The organism is Streptomyces sp. NBC_00647, from assembly GCF_045207245.1.
Lineage (GTDB): Bacteria > Actinomycetota > Actinomycetes > Streptomycetales > Streptomycetaceae > Streptomyces.
In genome coordinates this window covers 10,488,202-10,505,589 of the sequence record NZ_CP109040.1, presented here as the reverse complement: position 1 = coordinate 10,505,589, position 17,388 = coordinate 10,488,202, and the positions used below count along the sequence as shown (strand labels likewise).

The following is a 17,388-nucleotide window of genomic DNA, read 5'->3' as shown; positions in this document are numbered from 1 at the left end:
CCAACACGCACCAATAGCAGCCATGCAGAAGGGCCAGCAGCGCGTGACACCAAAACCTAGAACAACCGTACGACTGGGCCGGATGCACAAGATTCTCATCGGCGTGGTCGTCGCCGGTGCGGTCTCAATCGCCGGGATCGGCTTCGCCGGTTCGTACGCGGCGGTCCGTGAGCTGGCGATCCAGAAGGGGTTCGGGAACTTCAGTTACGTCTTCCCGATCGGCATCGACGCGGGTATCTGTGTCCTGCTCGCCCTCGACCTGCTGCTGACGTGGATCCGTATCCCGTTCCCCCTGCTGCGCCAGACCGCGTGGGTGCTGACGGCGGCGACGATCGCCTTCAACGGCGCGGCGGCCTGGCCGGACCCGCTGGGCGTGGGTATGCACGCCGTCATCCCGATCCTGTTCGTGGTCTCGGTCGAGGCGGCCCGGCACGCGATCGGCCGCATCGCCGACATCACGGCCGACAAGCACATGGAGGGGGTCCGCCTCACCCGCTGGCTGCTCTCTCCGCTCCCGACGTTCCTGCTGTGGCGCCGGATGAAGCTGTGGGAGCTGCGCTCCTACGAGCAGGTCATCAAGCTGGAGCAGGAGCGGCTGGTCTACCAGGCGCGGCTGCGTTCCCGTTTCGGCCGGGCGTGGCGTCGCAAGGCCCCGGTGGAGTCGCTGATGCCGCTGCGCCTGGCGCGCTACGGCGTCCCGCTCGCGGAGACGGCGCCGTCCGGTCTGGCGGCGGCGGGCATCGAGCCCGCCGTGCTCCCGCCGGCACCCACGCCGGTGGCGGTGCAGGCGTCCGTCCCGGCTCCCGCCGCTCCCGCGGCGCCCGAGCACCTGGAGTTGGAGGCGAGCCAGCTGCTGGCCGGATACGTCCAGCAGACCCCAGAGCAGAACCCGGGGCAGACCGAGGCGCAGGCCCGGGCATGGGCGCAGATGCCGCAGGCGCAGATGTCGGCTCCGGCATTCCAGGATGCTAGTGACAGTGGTCTGTTTGCGGACGCCTATCAGTCGTGGGTTGCTCAGTTCCTTGTGGCGCCCACGCCGGGCCAGTTCGCCCTGTTCCTCCGTGACCAGTTCGCCATCACAACAGCAGCAGGCGACCCACTGTCCGATGAACAACTCTCCCCCATTTTGGCCAGCCTGCAGCAGCGCTACGAGCCGACCACCACCGCTGACGCTGCTGAGGGCGGGCGTGCCGGTGACGACGTGGACTGGGAGGAGTTCTTCTACCGGGCCTGGACCGACTTCGCGTATGAGTACGGCAGATACCCGGACGCGGCCACCCTGGCCCGCTACGTCTTCGAGCGCGACGGCATCACCACCGCGACGGGTGAACCCCTCGTCGCGCAAGACCTCCACACCTTCGTCCACGCCTTCCAGCAGCGCGACTTCGGTGACGGCGGGCCTCCAACCGCCGAGACAGTGACCAACCCCGGCGAAGCGAAAGAGACGCTGGAGCCTGCCTCCACCGTGGCGCCTGCCGCCAGCACAGGGACGCACGCAGCCGAGGAGATACCCGGCCCGAAGGTGAACGCATCCATCGACGAGCAGCAGCCACCCGTGAGCGAGGACAACGCCCTCACTGTGGTCGACCGGTACTACCTCGCGTGGAAGAACTACCAGAACGTGCACGGCCAGGAGCCCACAGACAAGCAGCTCTCCTCAAGCCTCGCCAGCGAAGGCGTGACCAGCCGCGGCGGCAACCCCGTCAGCCCCTCCACGCTGCGCCGCTACTTCCTCACCTTTCGTATGTACCACGTCTGGGCCAACCACCGGATGGGCTCGGACAGTCCCTCTGCCGAGAGCGTGGCCCAGGACTGCGCCCAGCAGGGAATCACCGCCCAATACAACAGACCCATTACCGCCGAGGACATCGCCAAGCAGGCCGACGACTTCGAACGCCGCTGGAACGCCGCCAGGTAGATGGCCAGGTGGCGTCTCGGTAGCGCTCCGCCCTTCATTACGGCTCACCCGGTATAGGTCGTTCCTGTCTCCCCCTGAAGCACGTACTGATCCTCGTGCTCTTCACCAGGGCTGGGCCCGGACCGAAAGGGCAACCCCAGGACGTCAGCGGGCCATCGGACGGACAGCGGGCGCGCAACAGTGAGGCGAAGGGCCTCTTCTGAGCCTGCGGCTCGCCCGATACGGTTGAGGCCTAGGGGAGGGCGACACGGTGAACATCTTCACGTGCCCGAATTGCGGACAGCTGTACAACGCCGGAGTGTCCTTGGCGAAACGTCACACCTGCAGGGAGCGGCAGACGGGCGCTGGCCAGCAGAGTGCCGCCGCATGGCGGTACAGCATGGGATGGCGGGAGGGACACGGATTCGCTGGGGCACGCCGTCGGTCGCGAGACGACCAGCGGGACAGGCGGATCACTGCGGCCTGGGCAGTTCTGTCAGGTCTGGGGGCCGCCGCGTCGATGCTGTCCGGTATCCGAGTACGCCGCCGTACTAACTGGATCAAAGCTGCACAGCAGCCGCGGGCGGGCGGGTTCGGCGCGGGTGGTGACGGTGGCAGCTCCGGCAACTGATGCGTTTCACCCTCCGCCCAGCTCCGGGTCGCACCGCCACAGCACCTTCCCGCAGGCCGCCAATTGTCCAGCCGCCCCGCCCGCCGGCACACGACAGCACTCCCCCGGCGGCAGCCTGCAGCGTCGGTCCGAGGCCGGCAGAGGGCACCAGCGCAGCCTTCCCCGTGTTCGGAATACCTCACCCGAGGTGACGTCTCGACGAAAGAACGGGCGCCGCGGGCAGCAAGCCCGGGATACTTCTGGGATGCCAGAGATGGTTCTCCCTGCCACGCGAGCGGCGTTGCGTGCTCAAAACCCGACGGCTCTCCTGGAGTTGCCCGAGGGACAGTGGCTGGACGCCAAGGGGGCCCCGTACGAGCTGCGTAATCCTCGCGCCGTCCAGGAGCTCTGAGCGCGAGCTTTCTGCTGATGAAGTAGTCGATCAGGCCCTGGCGTATCGGCCAATCACTTTGTGAGGTCGGTGCTCAACAGCGTTACCGCAACCGGGGGGTGGCAGGGGCGCTGCTGGCGTGCTCGGTCAGTGGGCCTGGGCACGCACGGTGTAGTGCTCCTGCAGTCGGCGCAGCATGCTGTTGCAGTACTGGGCCAGGGGTCGGTGCTGGTCCTCGTCAATGACCAGGGCCAGGGTGTGGATGCCGTTGTCTGCCGGGAAGGCGGCGTAGGGCTGGGAGGCCCTGAGGTTGGGCCAGTAGCGGCCGTGCGCGAATCCGGAGGCTGCCCGCCAGACGGCGCCCACCTTGACGGCGGTCAGGCCGGCCGAGGGCGCGGCGGCGAGCAGGATCTGGAGGGTGCCGGGCCGGGTGAGCGGGGGGCAGGCCGAGAACGCGGCAAGCTCCTCCTCGAACTGTGGCCACATCTTCCCGATGCGGGGGAAGCGGCGCACCAAGTCGTCGATGTCCGGGACGATCCGCGCTTCGGAGACGACCCCTCCCCCGCTCCCGGTCTCCGCCTCCACCAAGCCGCGGTACAGCCCGGTGCGGGCGGCACGAAACCACCGGACCAGCGATGCCCCAGGACTGCCCGACGCAGCCGCATCCAACGAGGCTTCAACGCATACGTTCATCCCGCGCACCCTACTGGTGCCCGGCAATAGGAAATCCTGCGACGATCACCACATTCCGAAGCGATCACTGAACTCGCACTTCAGGAGCCTCTGGCTCCTGAACCTCTGCCAAAACCCCAGCCCCGGTCGACACGTCACAACAACCAGAAATCCTGCAGTGATCACTAGACCAACATCTCAGCGCATCAATCATGCAGTGATCCTTAGCGGATTTGTCACAGGCGGCGGCGGTTGTAGAAGGTCTCGATGAAGTTGAAGACCTCGGCGCGGGCGGTGGCCGACCGGGTCGGGCCAGATCCGGGTGCCGATTTCCTCCTTGAGCAGGGCCCAGAAACTCTCCGCTGCGGCATTGTTCGAAACATGATCCTGTGCGCCCGCAGCTCTGCCGAAGCCCCAACTCCCGCATTCGGGCGCGGAATTGGGTCGATGTGTACTCGGTGCCTCGATCGCTGTGGATCACACAGTCCGGCTCCAGCCCACCCCGGCCATGGGCCATGTCCAGGGCGTCCACGACGAGTTCGGCGCGGTGGTGATCGGCCATGGCATAGCCGACGACCTCGCGGGTGGCCAGGTCCAGCCAGCAGGCGAGGTAGAGCCGGCCCTCCGCGGTGGGCAGATAGGTGATGTCGCCGACCAACTTGGTGGCGGGGCGCTCGGCGTGGCGGCCAAGGCAACACTCTCGGCTGGTGTGCGGAATCCCAGGCACTTGCGCGGACGGTTGTTGAGCTTTGCCGCAATGGCATCAAGCACGAGCGATGCCGCTCGTCACTTCAGGAACATCTTCCCCATGAGTCGCCCCCATCGACATCGCCCACCCCCAGCTCGACAAAGGGCCTCTTCGATCGATCCAGCCCGCCTCTGACCAGCAGGATCGCCCCTCTGGACCACCCCACCGTCGGGCCGGTAATCAACTGAAAATCCCCCGAATTGGGCAACGGGGTCATCGAGGGCTGGTACAACTCGCACCGTCTGCACAGCAGCCTCGGCTATCGCAGTCCCGCCGAATACGAGACCGCACTCGCAGCCTGACCACCACACCGATAGTGTCCGTCAAATCGGAACAAGCTCACGACGATTACAGGAACCTTTTCGATCCTTCAACACTGGCGGATCTCCATGACCTGATTCCAGTTGGGCAAGCGCAACTCGGGGGAGTCACACCGGGTGTCAACGACGCCAACGTGCCGCAGATTCGCAAGATGCGCGCAGGAGACATCGCCTTCTTCAGCGGGCAGGGCTTCGGCGTAGTTGCATGATCATGCAGTGACCTCTACGAGAGCCCTTGAGGCAATCTCTCCAAAATCTCCCTAAGCTGGAGAACATCACTGTCAAGACTCCAACCCCGCTGCCGACACGCGTCCAGCAGGAGTCTCCCCGCCGCCGTCACGTCGGCCACCAAATCACTGTATTCCATTTCGCTCGAAATGAAGTCGGGAACTCCCTTCGGCACGATCTGGATCCGTCCCGCTGTGGGCCGCAGTTCGACCGAATACTGGCCATCGAAAAATTCCACGTCAGCCGCCCGCCCATACGCGACCTCGAAAACCCCATCCGCTAGAGCAACCACGTACGGGACGATCATGTCATTCCATCTCTGATGTGGAAAATGCTGACCTTCGACCTCATGCCAGACATTCCCCCAAATAGTCCCGTAATCCGTTCGTTCCAGTGACTCCACTTCGACGCACGTACAAAACATCATCCACGCCCCACAGGATAGGCAGTTTCGATCAAATCTAGATCCCTATTGAACCACATCTCGATAGTCAGACCATTGCTCACACCTCTCATCCTAACGCGCTCACGCTGCCCCTTTAGCGCGGGTCCAGCATATCGATAGGCTTGACGAATCGTCGATTCAATCTGCGCAGGACTCATATCGTCATGATACTTATCCTTGAAGCGAGTTCCACCCTTCCGCTCAACGTCTCTTACATTCTGACGATAACCCACCCCTCCCGCGGCATGATTCGCAATGATATGCGGCGTGCCTATTTTCACCTTTTTCCATCCGGGGAGATTGTAATTCTTCGGCCTCGTCCCTGACGGCCTGTGCGCAAAAACAGCGGCCAAGAATGTCGGCACTTGGTACGCATCCCCGGATACGTCATAGCCGTTCTTCGCCGCCCAATTGTCAAATTGGGTTCCATAGTCGCATCCGGGGGCGCCAGCTCCTCCATTCCAGCAGTCGCCGTCGAACAGTACACCGAAATACTCGGCGAAATGAGGGACGTTGGAAATCAAGCCGACGACCAAATTCCCTGCTAAGGACTGTCCCGTAAGTGATCTTGCTCTGCGATGATCTTGCATGTGTCAGGTGTGATCACGGCGTCCGAGCCGTCCTGGATAGCCCCGTTCACCGGGCTGAGCCCGCGCGCCTTCGGCAAGTTGGTGACCGCGCTGCGTCGTGAGGGTGCCGACTCCCCGGGCCGGGGCCGGCCGTGGAAGCTGTCGCTGGAGGACCGGGTGCTGCTGGTCGCCGCGTACTGGCGGACGAACTTGACGATGCGGCAACTGGCCCCGCTGTTCGGGGTGTCGAAGTCGGCCGCGGACCGGGTGATCGATGACTTCGGCCCGAGGCTCGCGCTGCATCCCCGCCAGCGGTTCGCCAAGGACGCGGTACTGATTGTGGACGGCACCCTGGTGCCTACCCGGGACCACAAGGTGGCCGAGCAGTCGAAGAACTATCGCTATTCCACCAACCATCAGGTGGTCATCGACGCCGACACCCGCTTGGTCGTGGTGGTCGGCCGGCCGCTGCCGGGCAATCGCAACGACTGCCGGGCCTGGGCGGAGTCCGGTGCAAAGGCCGCCGTCGGCAACACGATGACCATCGCCGACGGCGGCTACCCGGGCACCGGGCTTGTGATGCCGCACCGCCGCCGCAAGGGAGAGGTTCTGCCCGACTGGAAACAGGCCCACAACAAGTCCCACAAGCAGGTTCGCGCCCGCGTCGAGCACGCCTTCGCCCGGATGAAGACCTGGAAGATCCTGCGCGACTGCCGACTGCGAGGCGACGGAGTGCACCACGCGATGCACGGCATCGCTCGCTTACATAACCTTGCCCTCACCGGATAGCCCGCCACGCAGGCCAGCGGTCAATAGAGTTGACACTCCCAGGGCTCGATATCCGGCTCCCCGGGGGGCAGCTTCCCGGTGCAGTATCGGTAGAGCCAGACTGCAGCCCGGCGCTCTGCGTGCTTCTCGTTGACCGGTTGTCCCTGGTCATCAAGTTCGAGGACGTTGGCAAAGATCGCGACGCAGATCTCCATTTGGGAGGGCGACTCGCGCAACTCCTCCCAGTAGTCGACCCCTTCCAGCATCGGGTGGCCCACCGACCCCCGGGCAAGCCATCCAGCGAAGCGTCGCAGGGCTCCCGAAGCGCCAGGACTGAGATGCGAAGACATGCAAAGAATCTAGTCCCAGCCCTCCCCGGTTGATCGTTGGGCTCCCACACCAAGGGGCAACGGGCTCTTCGAGAGTGGCGCGGATGGTTACGGGACAACTCTTAGGCCTGCGCCTCCGGGGGGACTCTGGCCGCTCGTCCCAGCTCCGGTGTTCTGGTCTGTGTCTCCTGGCCCCGCCGCGTCCCACCGACGCAATCCAGCCTTACCGCAGAAGGCCGCCTCGCCAGGTGGTCACCAGGTGTAGCCGTGAACTCCATGAAATTTGGCTGCGACTCGGCCCGGAGCTGCGAACTCAACGGTGGCAAAAATTTGCCAGGTTGAACGTGTGCAACCTCCTGCCCCAAGACCGCTACAAGCGGGTCGGACGGGCGCGAACGTTCGCCATGGCCAGCATCGACGACGGCGCCCCACCTCTCCCCCAAACCATCCAAAGCGGCTCGAGACGGCGCACTCGGTGCGCCCGGCGGCCCGGCAGAGCGCCATCGGACCTTTCGCGCCCAGCCGGAACAGCAGCAGACTGCTCACCGAGAGGTTGGGGGCAAGGTCAAGCGGTCGCCTCCGCCCGGGCATGGTCCTGGGTCTCCTGCCGTACGACTCGCCGGCGCCGGGACGGCAGGCCCGCCGTCGGGTTGGCGACGCCCCAAGCGGCGCCCTTGCAGATCAGCTCCTTGTAGAGGGCGGCCATACGGCCCGTCAGGGCGCTGTCGACCGCTCGGTCGTCGGCGGTGACGAACTGGATCAGACCCTGCCTGCGGCCGAGGGAGATGCACTGCTGGAAGTAGCGGATGGAGACGTGGGGGACCTTGGTGCCGGCGAGCCGGGCGGCGATGGCGTCGGCGGCCTGCCAGGCCATGGGGATGCCCGAGGCGCAGGACATGCGCAGGGGCTTGCCGTGGGGGCCGATCGCCAGCGCGGCGTCGCCCACGGCGTACACATCGGGGTGGGAGACCGATCGCATCGTGGTGTCGACCACGATCTGGCCTCGCTCGGTGATCTCCAGGGTGGTGTTCTGGGCGATCGGGTGGACGGCGAAGCCGGTGGTCCAGACGGTGACTGCGGCGGGGACGGTCCGGCCGTCGGCGGTCGTCACGTTGTCCGCCGCCACGGCGGTGACCGCCGCGTGCTCGTGAACTTCGATGCCGAGCCGGTCGGTCACCTTGCGCAGGTGAGCGCGGCCCTTCGCCGAGAGCCAGTCGCCGAGGGCGCCGTGGGCGGCCAGGGAGACGTTGAGGTCCGGGCGGGCTTCGGCGATCTCAGTCGCGGCCTCCAGGCCGGTCAGGCCGCCGCCTACGACGACCACGGGCTTGCCGGCCTCCAGGGCGGCGAGGCGGTCGCGGAGGCGGCGGGCGCCCGGGCGGCTGGCCACCTGGTCGGCGTGTACGGCCGTGCCGGGGACGCCTTGGTCGTTCCAGCCGCTGCCGAGGGCGTACACCAGAGTGTCGTACGCGAGCTCGGCCGGGCCGTCGGCGCCGGTGACGGAGACCGTCCTGCGGTCCACGTCCACGGCTGTGACCCTCGCGAGCTTCAGCTCCACGCCCGTACCGGCGAACATCTTGCTGAACGGTCGGGACTTGAAGTCCTGGCCCGTGGCGAGCTGGTGCAGGCGGACGCGCTCGACGAAGTCGGGCTCGGGGTTGACCAGGGTGATGGTGACGTCCTCGCGGTGCAGCCTCTTGGCGAGGCGGCCGGCGGCGGTGGCTCCGGTGTAGCCGGCGCCGAGGACGACGATGCGGTGCTGCATGTCCGTGCTCCTGTCTGGACGGGGCGCCGTTGTCCGGCGTGGTGTCGCCCCTTGAACCGGGCAGCCCGGCGTTTCCTGACAGGATCGCGACGTGACCCGCGTCACATCGCGTCAGAGGGTGCAGAGCGGGCCCTCCCCGTGGTCCGTGGCAGCCCACAGCTCGGTCGCGCGGACGAGTTTGTCGGGGTTGACCTGGCTGCGGACCGCCACGATGCCTTCCGCGGTGACCTCCAGGCAGGTGATCCCGACGACCCGGCCGTCCACGACCGCGACGATCGCGGGCCCGCCGTTGGCGGTGGTGGCGTAGATCCCGGGCGCACCGCCGATGTATTTCCGCTTGGCATCGCTGGGCTTGAACAGGCCACGCAGGAAGGTGGCAACCGCGAGCGCGCCCTCGAAGGCCTTCGCGCGGGCCGGGACCTTGCCGCCGCCGTCGCCGACCGAGACGGCGTCCTGGGTGAGCAGGCGGATCAGGGGTTCGGTATGGCCACTGGTCGCCGCCGCGAGGAACTCCTCGACGATCCGCCGGGCGGTGGCCTCGTCGACCTCGGTGCGCGCTTTGCCGTCGGCGACGTGCTTCTTGGCCCGGTGGTAGATCTGCTGGCCGGCCGCCTCGGTGATGTCCAGGATCTCGGCGATCTCCCGGTGGGGGTAGTCGAAGGCCTCCCGCAGGACATACACCGCCCGTTCCTTGGGCGACAGGCGCTCCAGGAGGACGAGGACGGCATACGACACCGACTCGCGCTGCTCGGCGGTGTCGGCGGGGCCGAGCATCGCGTCCCCGGCGAGCAGCGGCTCGGGAAGCCACCGTCCCACGTACGTCTCGCGCCGCGCGCGGGCCGAAGTCAGCTGGTTGAGGCAGAAGTTGGTGAGGACCTTGGTCAGCCAGGCCTCGAGCACCTCGATCCGGCCGATGTCGGCCGCCTGCCAGCGCAGGAATGTCTCCTGCACGGCGTCCTCCGCCTCGCCCGCCGAGCCGAGCAGCCGGTAGGCGATGGCCTCCAGCCGGGGCCTGGCAGCCTCGAACCGGTCCACATCACTCATGATCAGGGCCATGCCCGCGATCCTAGGCGCCCCTGTGCCTGGAACGGCAGGCGAGGCGGTCCTCCGCCCGATAACAGCCGAGCCCAGGTCTGTGACCTGGGCCGTCCGTGATGCACAGGCGGCGGAAGCAGTGAAGCCAGGCGATGGTGCGCTTGACGACCCAGCGGAAGACGCCGAGGCCAGAGCCGTGGGGTTGGCCTGGTTCGGCGATCACGGGTCGGATGCCGCGCTGCCATAGCAGGCGACGGTACTTGTCGTGGTCGTAGCCGCGGTCGGCAAGCAGTGCATCGGGGCGTCGACGTGGTCGTCCCACGAGGCCGGAAACGGCGGGACTAGGGCCCGTCTTCAAACGGATCTTGCCCAGAGCAGGAATGACGCGAGACTGACCGCTGCTTCGTAGGAGGTGGAGGTCTTGTCATACCTGGTGGCGATGCCGCGGAAGCCTTTGAGTCGGTTGAAGCAGCGCTCGACGATGTTGCGGCGGCGGTAGATCTGCCGGTCGAACGCCGGAGGTCGACCGCCGCGACGGCCCCGGTTGTGACGGTGTCGCTGCTGGTCGCGCTTTCTCGGGGATGGTGTGTGCGATGCCGCGCCGGCGGAGGTAGGCGCGGAAGCCGCGGGAGCTGTAGGCCTTATCGGCGACGACCTGATCGGGCCGGCAGCGGGGCCAAGGCCGGTTCGTGGGACTCGGATGCGCTCGAGGAGGGGGCGTGCGCAGATGCTGTCGTGGCGTTGGCCGGGTGTCAGCAGGATCGCGAGCGGGCGTCCCTTGCCGTCGCAGGCGAGGTGGATCTTTGTGGCGCCTCTCGGGCACGTGAGGCTTTGGCCTGTCCGCGCAACCGGTCAGGCGCAGGCATCGGCGCTTGCGTCGGCGCACTGTGCTGGTCACGTTGAAGGCATGGTAATCCCTGCAACAGATCGGCCATCTGCGGCGACGGGCTGACTTTGAGTTCCCGCTGAAGGTAGGCCTTGTATTGGTGGTAACACCGCACCGCGCTCGCGATATTGCCTTCGGCGAGATGAATTTCGATGACGATGCGGTGGGCGGTCTCCCGGATCGGGTCGATCGCGGTTGCAGCCAACGCAGCTTGGAGGGCGGGCAGGTACTGCTGGGCGGTCAACATCTGCTGGGCCAGGCCCTCCAGGGAGTACAGGCGCATTTGGTCCCAGCGTTCGCGGTCCGATTGCATCCACTCGTCAGGCCAGCCCGGCAAAAGTTCCCGGGTGAACGCCTCTATGAGCGTCTCGCTGTCTGTGGGCAGCGGTGTCAGCACGTCGACACTCTGTCGGGCCGAGTCACGAATCCGGAGCACATCAACCTGGACCGCTGGCGACAGCCGCAAGCGCTGGCCTATGCAGTCGATCAGAGTGACACAACAGGGGCGCCGCCCTTGGCACAGTGCCGAGCGCAGGTTGGCCGCGGCTCTGTGGCACGGGTAGTCAGGCCATAGTTGCCCCGCTGCCACGCTCCGGTGGACGCCCTCAGGTCTCAGGCCCAAAAGAGCCAGCAGCCGCTGAGCCCCAAGAGGTAGGGGCACCCTGCTGCCGCAGCAAGTGAGCTCGAAGACACCCAGGAGTTCGAGCGATACCTCATTCGAGGCTTCGATTCCAGACACGTTCACCACTGTGCCGTCGGCATGTGCCAAGCGCATCCGGTCGGTCCGCTCATTGGCGCAGTTGACGGCGGGGCCAGCCTGCCACTGGCACCTTTTCGGCAGCCGCAGCAGTCGCTGCCTCCTGCGACGTCGACGTGTAGTCGATGCATCGGAAACGCTTGAGTCACGCCACTACACCATCCGCCCCACGTTGCCCGAACAGAGGCGGGGGATGCTCACGGGTAGAGGAATTCAGGATCTCTCGCCTGTGCAGGGGCCCGTGGACTCACCGCTTGATATCGCCAAGCCAAGCATCGTGTCCGCACTCTCTGCGACATCGCCTGAAAGCATGGCGAATGGGACCAAGCATCCTCAGAAAGGAAAAGTGATGGTCGCCAGTCAGGCGGTAGCAATACGAGCAAATGAAGCGGATGCCGGCTGCGACGCGTATTAGACCGTCGTGCAGATCATGGGAAAAGCGATGTCGGATTCAATTCTCGAATCCCTCAGGCAGCTCAAGGACCGCAGATCTTCACTGCGCAGGTCAGGGATGCTGCGACCGCTCAAGGAATTTGCCCGGACGCCCTGCGCGAGAGCGATGAACTCGTCATGGGCTCATTAACAGGTTCTGGGATTACCCATCCAGCGACAGGCTGATTCATCGAGATGGGAAATCTGTTACGGGATGGCACCGAGCTTTCCGAGGCCTCGGGCTCGGTGCCGGTATACGGCTCGGGACCACGATAGGTGGTCGGACCCACCCCAGTGCCGTAGTTCAGGAACTGGGGGCCGCCCGGCGAACCCCGAGCCCCTCGGACCTGCAGCATGAGGTTCACTTCCCTCGCTGCGGGCCAAACCGTCACCGACCAGGGTTTTCACTCGACATAAAGAGGCGAGTGCCATGTCACGCCAGTATTACCTGCGCGGCCATCTCGTTGAGGCTGAAGAACTCGACGATGTAGTTGCCGTCAAGGACAGCCTCGGCAGAGCTGCCGCTGAGGTGGAGTCAGAACTGGGGAGCAGTGCCCGCGAGCAGGTTCGCGAGGCTGGCGTCGACGACGAGACGGCCGACGTCTTCGCCCGAGCTAGCTGGATATTCGTCAGGCCAAATCGGCGGACCCGCGAAGCGTTCACCGCACGCGAGGAGATCCCCGGGACGGAAGGAGCTGGCAAGGTCATCCGGCGACCCAACGGCAGAATCGGTATTGCGACCGACGCGCTTACTGTCCAGTTGCAGCCGACGCTCTCGCAGTACGAGGCCGAACTCGAGCTTGAGGCGGCTGGTCTGACCGTCGTCAACAAACTCCGCTTCGCGGAGAATCTGTATGAGGTGCAAGCCGTCGCGTGGCCGGACGCCCTCGCCGCTTCCGTCGAACTTCATGGCAACGACCGCTTCGTCTTCGCCGAGCCTTCGCTCATCGAGCATGTCCCCGGCCGGTTCAGGCCCGCCGGCGCCCGGTACGCGCAGCAATGGCAATGGAGGAACGTCGGTACAAACGGCGGTACGCCGGACGCCGACGTTCATATCGAGTCGGCGTGGGACCGTACCTTCGGAGCCGGGATCCGAGTCGCCGTCATCGACAACGGCTTCGACGTAGGGCACCCAGACCTCGCCCCCGGAGTGGATCCGTTGTCAGGTTTCCTCGCCAATGGCGCGGGAGGGACAGTCTTCGTCCAAGGCACCTCCGGGATGCCAGACAGCGGTCATGGCACCTTCTGCGTCGGCATGGTCGGGGCCCGGCACAACAACGGGGCGGGTGGTTCGGGAGCGGCCCCCGAGTGCAGCCTGATGCTAGTGGCGTGTCTGCCGGACCAGGTCGGCACCCAGTCGACCCTCGCCCGCGCCGTGGTATACGCGACCGACCCCTCGCTGGAGGTCCCCGGGATCGCCCCCGGGAACGGAGCGGACATCCTGGTCAGCAGCCTGGGCCCGAACAGCGCGGACTGGGATCTGACCAGTATTTTGGACCTTGCTCTCAAGTTCGCCTCCACGAATGGACGTCAGGGCAAGGGGCTGGCGATCTTCTGGGCGGCGAGCAATGGCCACAACGTTGACATCTCCAAGGACGAAGTGGTCTCCCATGCGGACGTGATCGCCGTGGTGCGGTCGACCAACCAAGACCTGGAGGACAACGCGGCACGCGGCCCGGAGGTCGAACTGATTGCCCCCGGCGTCAAAGTTGTCAGCACCACGTCAGGCGGCGGTTGGGGAACCAACACGGGCACCAGTTTCGCCGCTCCGTGCGCGGCCGGGTGCGCGGCACTGGTGCTTTCGACGAACCCCCACCTCACGCGCGATGAACTGCGCGAGGTGATGCACAAGTCTGCCGACCACATCGGAGGACCGGAGGTCCAGTACAACGCGGCCGGTCACAACGACGACTACGGCTTCGGAAGGGTGAACGCCGCCCAGGCCGTCGCACTCGCCGAAGGGATGAACCCATGAGCGAGGAACCCGCGGTTATCCGCTGCCACGTCGTCGCCGAGAACGCCGAAACGCTCAGAAAGTTCCTCCACGAGACACAGCCTGATGTCGGCTGCCGCGCCATCGCGCACCGTACCCAGGCCGGCGTCGAACTGGACCTCTACTTCCGCCAGGACCAACTCGGGCAGGCCAGAGCGTCTAGATCGGCACCGCTGGTGAACATCACCGAAGTAGAGAACGTCACCGAGAACTGGCATACCCGGAAGGAAGAGGTCGGCAGCGCTGACCGCTTCGCAGACCGGGACGCCGTCCCCCACGGTCTGGGCAGGAAGGAGTGATCATGTATCTCAACGTGACTGAGATCGAATCAGCGGTCACCAACTTGCACGACGCCCACCCCGGAACGACAGAGATCATCACTCCGCCCCACCACACTCACGAGGGCCGAACAACGAGGCTCTTGCGGGTGGGAACACGACAGGCCGACGAGGTGCCCGGAATCCTGCTGCTGGGCGGGATGCACGCCCGGGAGTGGGTGCCGCCCGACGCGCTGATCTCGTTGGCAGCAGACCTACCCGAGGCACACGACTCGGCCACTGGACTCGGCTACGGAGCATCGACGTTCACCGCGGCCCAGGTAACGCAGGTCCTGGACAACCTCAATCTGTTCTTCTTCCCCTGCGTCAACCCAGACGGCCGGGCCTTCAGTCAGACCACCTCTCCAACGTGGCGGAAGAACCGCCGACCGGCACCTGCCGGGTTCACCGGTTCCTCATGCGTGGGAGTGGACCTGAACAGGAATTTCGATTTCCTTTGGGATCACACCACGAAGTTCGCCCCGAATGCAGATGTCCATACGTCAGACAACCCGTGCGATCTGCAAGTCTACCGAGGCCCTGCGGCAGCGTCGGAGCCCGAAACCCGCAACGTGGTCTGGGCTCTCGACAACCATCCACAAATCCAGTGGATGGTCGACGTCCACAGTGCGCTTCCGGCAATCCTGCACAACTGGGGCTCCGACCAGAACCAGTCCGTCACCCCAACCGACAACTTCCGTAACCCCAATCTTGATGCGGTGCGCGGGCGGCCGGACGACGGCATCGGCGAGTTCATTCCCGAGAGAGACCTGCAGATCGGGGTCAAACTGGCGGAGGGGATGAACGACGCGGTGAGTGCAGTACGTGGTGTCGACTACGGGGTCGATGCCGCGTACGGGCTGTACCCCACCTCGGGGGCGAGCGACGACTACTCGTACAGCCGGCACCTCACCGACCCGACCGCTACGAAGGTGTTCGGATTCACCATCGAGTGCGGTGACACGTTCCAACCAGTCTTCAGCGAAGCCGAACAGGTCATCCAGGAGGTCTCGGCCGCGTTGATGGCACTCGCACTGATCGCTCCCGAGGTCACTCATAGCGTGTAGCGACCCAGAACGCGCCTGTCCAGTTCGCCAGTTCCTCACCCTCAGGGCACCGTCGGCAAGGGTTGTACGGGTTTCGGCAAAGGGCGTGTCGCATCCGGCACCGCGCCTTCATCTGGCCGCGGTTCGTCGGTCGCCAACTCTCTCAGGGAGGTCCGTGGCCTGCGGGCGGGTCTAACGTCTGTGGCCATGCTGAAAGAGCTCACTAACCTCGATGCCGTCGTACGGCTCCGCCCGATCCGAACTGACCTTCGTTACGCACCCTGCTCTTGCGTGCACCTGACGGCTATCCGTACTGCGCTCGGACGAGGACCCCTTGCTGGAGGTTGCGATGACCAGCAGGAACGCTTTCAACGGTACAGAAAGTCCGAAGAAGCCCAGAGGAGGCGCATTCATCTTCATTCTCTTGTGGGTCACTTCGCTCTTGCTCGGACGCTTTCTAATATCAGCCGAATCTAAGGGTGATCACGCATACGAGACGAATCGACGAAAAAATGTGGTTCAGCTCCCCAAATTGCCCATGAGGCTGTTCAGAGTTCATAAAACAGTCTGGCGCGAGAGAGCCGCCGCACGAATTCTCTACCTGGAACAGCAAGCAGATCGCGAAAGGTGCCGGGCGGTTGATAGTCGAACTGATCAATGTCAGAGAGAAAGGACGTTGGAAGGGATCGCCCGGCAACTGGAAGAGGCAGGAACTGCGATCTCCGCGCAGCGTCGCCTCTTCTCCGGAGCCGCAGCCCTGGAGAGGACGTGGGCCAATGCGCGCGCGACCGACGTGATGCTGCTCAAGTTGTGCTCAGAAGAAGACCTGATCAGCCGAAGCGCTGACGTACTGAGCCACGTTAAACAGCATCTTCGCCCAGGCGACCCGCTTCGGCTGAGAGCGGAGGCGGTCGCGGACCGCATGGTGGTGGATGGGGCACTGCCGGGGGACCGCGGGCTCCTTGTCGTCGCCTTGGACGCCTCATACGATGCATTGGATGCCGAATTTAGTAGGGTTCGCAGCCTCAGTGTGATTCTGCGGATTGCCACCTTCTTCGTCCTCCTTGGCGCAAGTGGACTCGCGGTCTGGGGTTGGTTCTGCCCCCATTCGCTAAACATGTGTTTCCTCCCCGAGGGAAAGGGAATCGCCGCATGCCCTTCCGGAGAGATTGCGCGGAAGCCGAAGTATCTCCCGAGTCACTACGCTCAGCATGTCGATGTTCTCGTCATCGAGGCGGCAGGGCTGGCTGGCGCAGCGCTCACGGTCATTGCTTCTTTGCGTCGGATTCAGGGGACGAGTAGTCCCTATATGCTGCCACTGTCGGCGGCCCTGTTGAAATTCCCCACCGGGGCTCTGACGGCGTTCATAGGAGTGCTGCTCATCAGAGGTGGGTTCATTCCCGGTCTGAGCGATCTGATTCCAGCCCGCAAATAGTGGCCTGGGCTGTCATTTTCGGCGCTTCGCAGCATCTTGTAACCCGCTTGGTCGACGCGCGGGCCCGCGAAACGCTATCAGACGTAGGACACCCGCTCCCTGACCCGGGATCAGGCACAGGGACTCCACCGAGCGCTGCAAACTGATGAGGCGTCCTGTTAACGGGGGGTCTCCAAACTTGGGTGGGTGAGCCTCGGTATGTGCACTGACTGACTGTCATGGTCCTTGACATGCATGACAGTTGCCGGCCTGGGAGTTCAGCCGACCGCGGTTCAGGGTGATCATTTCTGCTCTCTGTGCAGAAAAATCACTGCGCAGCCAGGGGCTTGGTCAACCATACGACGTTGGTGCTGGACCTCAACGGAGTGTCCGTCATACAGGTCAAACAGTGTGAGAACAGTGGCCGCCGAGTCCACCCGGCCACAGGGAGTGCCTCGGCCCGGACTTGCCCGGCTTGCGGGGTCTCCTCGTCCCGTGTGAAAGGCTCCGCGACCACCCGGCCCCGTGATCTCCCTTATAGCGAGCGCGGGTTGGAGTTCTCCCGGTTGTTTCCGATGTTGAGGCTACGCCGCGTGAACGGCGAGACGGCAGCAGTCGTCGGCCGGGCGATGCCATTCCACAACAGGGCATTGAGATGATTGCCCTCATCACCGCTGAACGACGACGAAGGCGTTGGCTGCACCATCGAGACTCGTGAACAACTGACGGCGCAGCAGTTCGCGGACAAAGCACTCTCGCCAACTTGCGA

15 protein-coding genes and 2 pseudogenes are annotated in these 17,388 nt (G+C 65.0%); 8 read left to right on the top strand and 9 right to left on the bottom strand.

The genetic code is table 11. The annotated features are described in order from the left end of the window. Positions 1–82: 82 nt before the first annotated feature. Positions 83–820, top strand: a pseudogene (locus OG788_RS46235) (DUF2637 domain-containing protein); the annotation flags it as partial. A gap of 1,952 nt (positions 821–2,772) precedes the next feature. Beyond that, complete coding sequence (locus tag OG788_RS46230) at positions 2,773–2,919, top strand: hypothetical protein (protein WP_406368415.1); 147 nt, start codon at positions 2,773–2,775, stop codon at positions 2,917–2,919. Positions 2,920–3,045: 126 nt separating this feature from the next. Here the strand turns inward: OG788_RS46230 and OG788_RS46225 are convergent, their stop codons facing one another. Continuing rightward, a complete protein-coding gene (locus tag OG788_RS46225; RefSeq protein ID WP_406368417.1) occupies positions 3,046–3,483 on the bottom strand; it encodes a hypothetical protein in 438 nt (145 codons plus the stop codon). 172 nt (positions 3,484–3,655) lie between these two features. Beyond that, positions 3,656–4,297 (bottom strand): transposase, encoded by a 642-nt coding sequence (locus OG788_RS46220; RefSeq protein WP_406368419.1) that lies wholly within the window; start codon positions 4,295–4,297, stop codon positions 3,656–3,658. 337 nt (positions 4,298–4,634) lie between these two features. On the opposite strand from OG788_RS46220, the gene OG788_RS46215 reads away from it, so the two are divergent. Then, a complete protein-coding gene (locus tag OG788_RS46215; protein ID WP_406368421.1) occupies positions 4,635–4,847 on the top strand; it encodes a hypothetical protein in 213 nt (70 codons plus the stop codon). Positions 4,848–4,861: 14 nt separating this feature from the next. Here OG788_RS46215 and OG788_RS46210 read toward each other — a convergent pair whose 3' ends face one another. Together OG788_RS46210 and OG788_RS46205 are read right to left on the bottom strand one after the other, a co-directional pair. Further along, on the bottom strand, positions 4,862–5,173 hold the full coding sequence (locus OG788_RS46210; protein ID WP_351549066.1) for a hypothetical protein: 312 nt from the start codon (positions 5,171–5,173) through the stop codon (positions 4,862–4,864). A gap of 116 nt (positions 5,174–5,289) precedes the next feature. Continuing rightward, positions 5,290–5,835 (bottom strand): hypothetical protein, encoded by a 546-nt coding sequence (locus tag OG788_RS46205; protein WP_406368423.1) that lies wholly within the window; start codon positions 5,833–5,835, stop codon positions 5,290–5,292. A 66-nt stretch (positions 5,836–5,901) separates the two neighbouring features. On the opposite strand from OG788_RS46205, the gene OG788_RS46200 reads away from it, so the two are divergent. After that, the gene (locus OG788_RS46200; protein ID WP_406368424.1) at positions 5,902–6,669 is read left to right on the top strand and encodes a transposase; all 768 of its coding nucleotides are present in this window, start codon (positions 5,902–5,904) and stop codon (positions 6,667–6,669) included. 20 nt (positions 6,670–6,689) lie between these two features. On the opposite strand, the gene OG788_RS46195 is transcribed toward OG788_RS46200, so the two are convergent. From OG788_RS46195 to OG788_RS46175, 5 genes and pseudogenes are all read right to left on the bottom strand, one after another. After that, positions 6,690–6,998: a hypothetical protein gene (locus OG788_RS46195; RefSeq protein ID WP_406368426.1), complete on the bottom strand. Its 309-nt coding sequence runs from the start codon at positions 6,996–6,998 to the stop codon at positions 6,690–6,692. A 544-nt stretch (positions 6,999–7,542) separates the two neighbouring features. After that, positions 7,543–8,739 (bottom strand): NAD(P)/FAD-dependent oxidoreductase, encoded by a 1,197-nt coding sequence (locus tag OG788_RS46190; protein WP_406368428.1) that lies wholly within the window; start codon positions 8,737–8,739, stop codon positions 7,543–7,545. Between the two features lie 111 nt (positions 8,740–8,850). Beyond that, on the bottom strand, positions 8,851–9,795 hold the full coding sequence (sigJ, locus tag OG788_RS46185) for an RNA polymerase sigma factor SigJ (RefSeq protein WP_406368430.1): 945 nt from the start codon (positions 9,793–9,795) through the stop codon (positions 8,851–8,853). 103 nt (positions 9,796–9,898) lie between these two features. Then, a pseudogene (locus tag OG788_RS46180) lies at positions 9,899–10,102 on the bottom strand (IS5/IS1182 family transposase); the annotation flags it as partial. A 424-nt stretch (positions 10,103–10,526) separates the two neighbouring features. Beyond that, positions 10,527–11,057, bottom strand: coding sequence for a bacterial transcriptional activator domain-containing protein (locus OG788_RS46175; RefSeq protein WP_406368432.1), 531 nt, complete (start codon positions 11,055–11,057; stop codon positions 10,527–10,529). A 1,222-nt stretch (positions 11,058–12,279) separates the two neighbouring features. On the opposite strand from OG788_RS46175, the gene OG788_RS46170 reads away from it, so the two are divergent. The 4 genes from OG788_RS46170 (at position 12,280) to OG788_RS46155 (ending at position 16,640) form a co-directional block, all read left to right on the top strand. Beyond that, positions 12,280–13,824 carry a S8 family serine peptidase gene (locus OG788_RS46170; protein WP_406368434.1) on the top strand — a complete coding sequence of 515 codons (1,545 nt, stop codon included), beginning with the start codon at positions 12,280–12,282 and terminating at the stop codon, positions 13,822–13,824. Then, a complete protein-coding gene (locus tag OG788_RS46165; protein ID WP_406368436.1) occupies positions 13,821–14,141 on the top strand; it encodes a hypothetical protein in 321 nt (106 codons plus the stop codon). Before OG788_RS46170 ends, OG788_RS46165 begins: the two co-directional genes overlap by 4 nt. Before the next feature lie 2 nt (positions 14,142–14,143). Further along, a complete protein-coding gene (locus tag OG788_RS46160; protein ID WP_406368438.1) occupies positions 14,144–15,226 on the top strand; it encodes a M14 family metallopeptidase in 1,083 nt (360 codons plus the stop codon). A gap of 328 nt (positions 15,227–15,554) precedes the next feature. Then, the gene (locus OG788_RS46155) at positions 15,555–16,640 is read left to right on the top strand and encodes a hypothetical protein (RefSeq protein ID WP_406368439.1); all 1,086 of its coding nucleotides are present in this window, start codon (positions 15,555–15,557) and stop codon (positions 16,638–16,640) included. Positions 16,641–17,388: the final 748 nt, after the last annotated feature.

Bases quoted from the DNA above. Each gene is read 5' to 3' on its own strand.
- OG788_RS46230 (WP_406368415.1), top strand. From the start codon at position 2,773: ATGCCAGAGATGGTTCTCCCTGCCACGCGAGCGGCGTTGCGTGCTCAA.
- OG788_RS46210 (WP_351549066.1), bottom strand. From the start codon at position 5,173: ATGATCGTCCCGTACGTGGTTGCTCTAGCGGATGGGGTTTTCGAGGTC.
- OG788_RS46195 (WP_406368426.1), bottom strand. From the start codon at position 6,998: ATGTCTTCGCATCTCAGTCCTGGCGCTTCGGGAGCCCTGCGACGCTTC.
- OG788_RS46190 (WP_406368428.1), bottom strand. From the start codon at position 8,739: ATGCAGCACCGCATCGTCGTCCTCGGCGCCGGCTACACCGGAGCCACC.
- sigJ (WP_406368430.1), bottom strand. From the start codon at position 9,795: ATGGCCCTGATCATGAGTGATGTGGACCGGTTCGAGGCTGCCAGGCCC.
- OG788_RS46170 (WP_406368434.1), top strand. From the start codon at position 12,280: ATGTCACGCCAGTATTACCTGCGCGGCCATCTCGTTGAGGCTGAAGAA.
- OG788_RS46165 (WP_406368436.1), top strand. From the start codon at position 13,821: ATGAGCGAGGAACCCGCGGTTATCCGCTGCCACGTCGTCGCCGAGAAC.
- OG788_RS46160 (WP_406368438.1), top strand. From the start codon at position 14,144: ATGTATCTCAACGTGACTGAGATCGAATCAGCGGTCACCAACTTGCAC.
- OG788_RS46155 (WP_406368439.1), top strand. From the start codon at position 15,555: ATGACCAGCAGGAACGCTTTCAACGGTACAGAAAGTCCGAAGAAGCCC.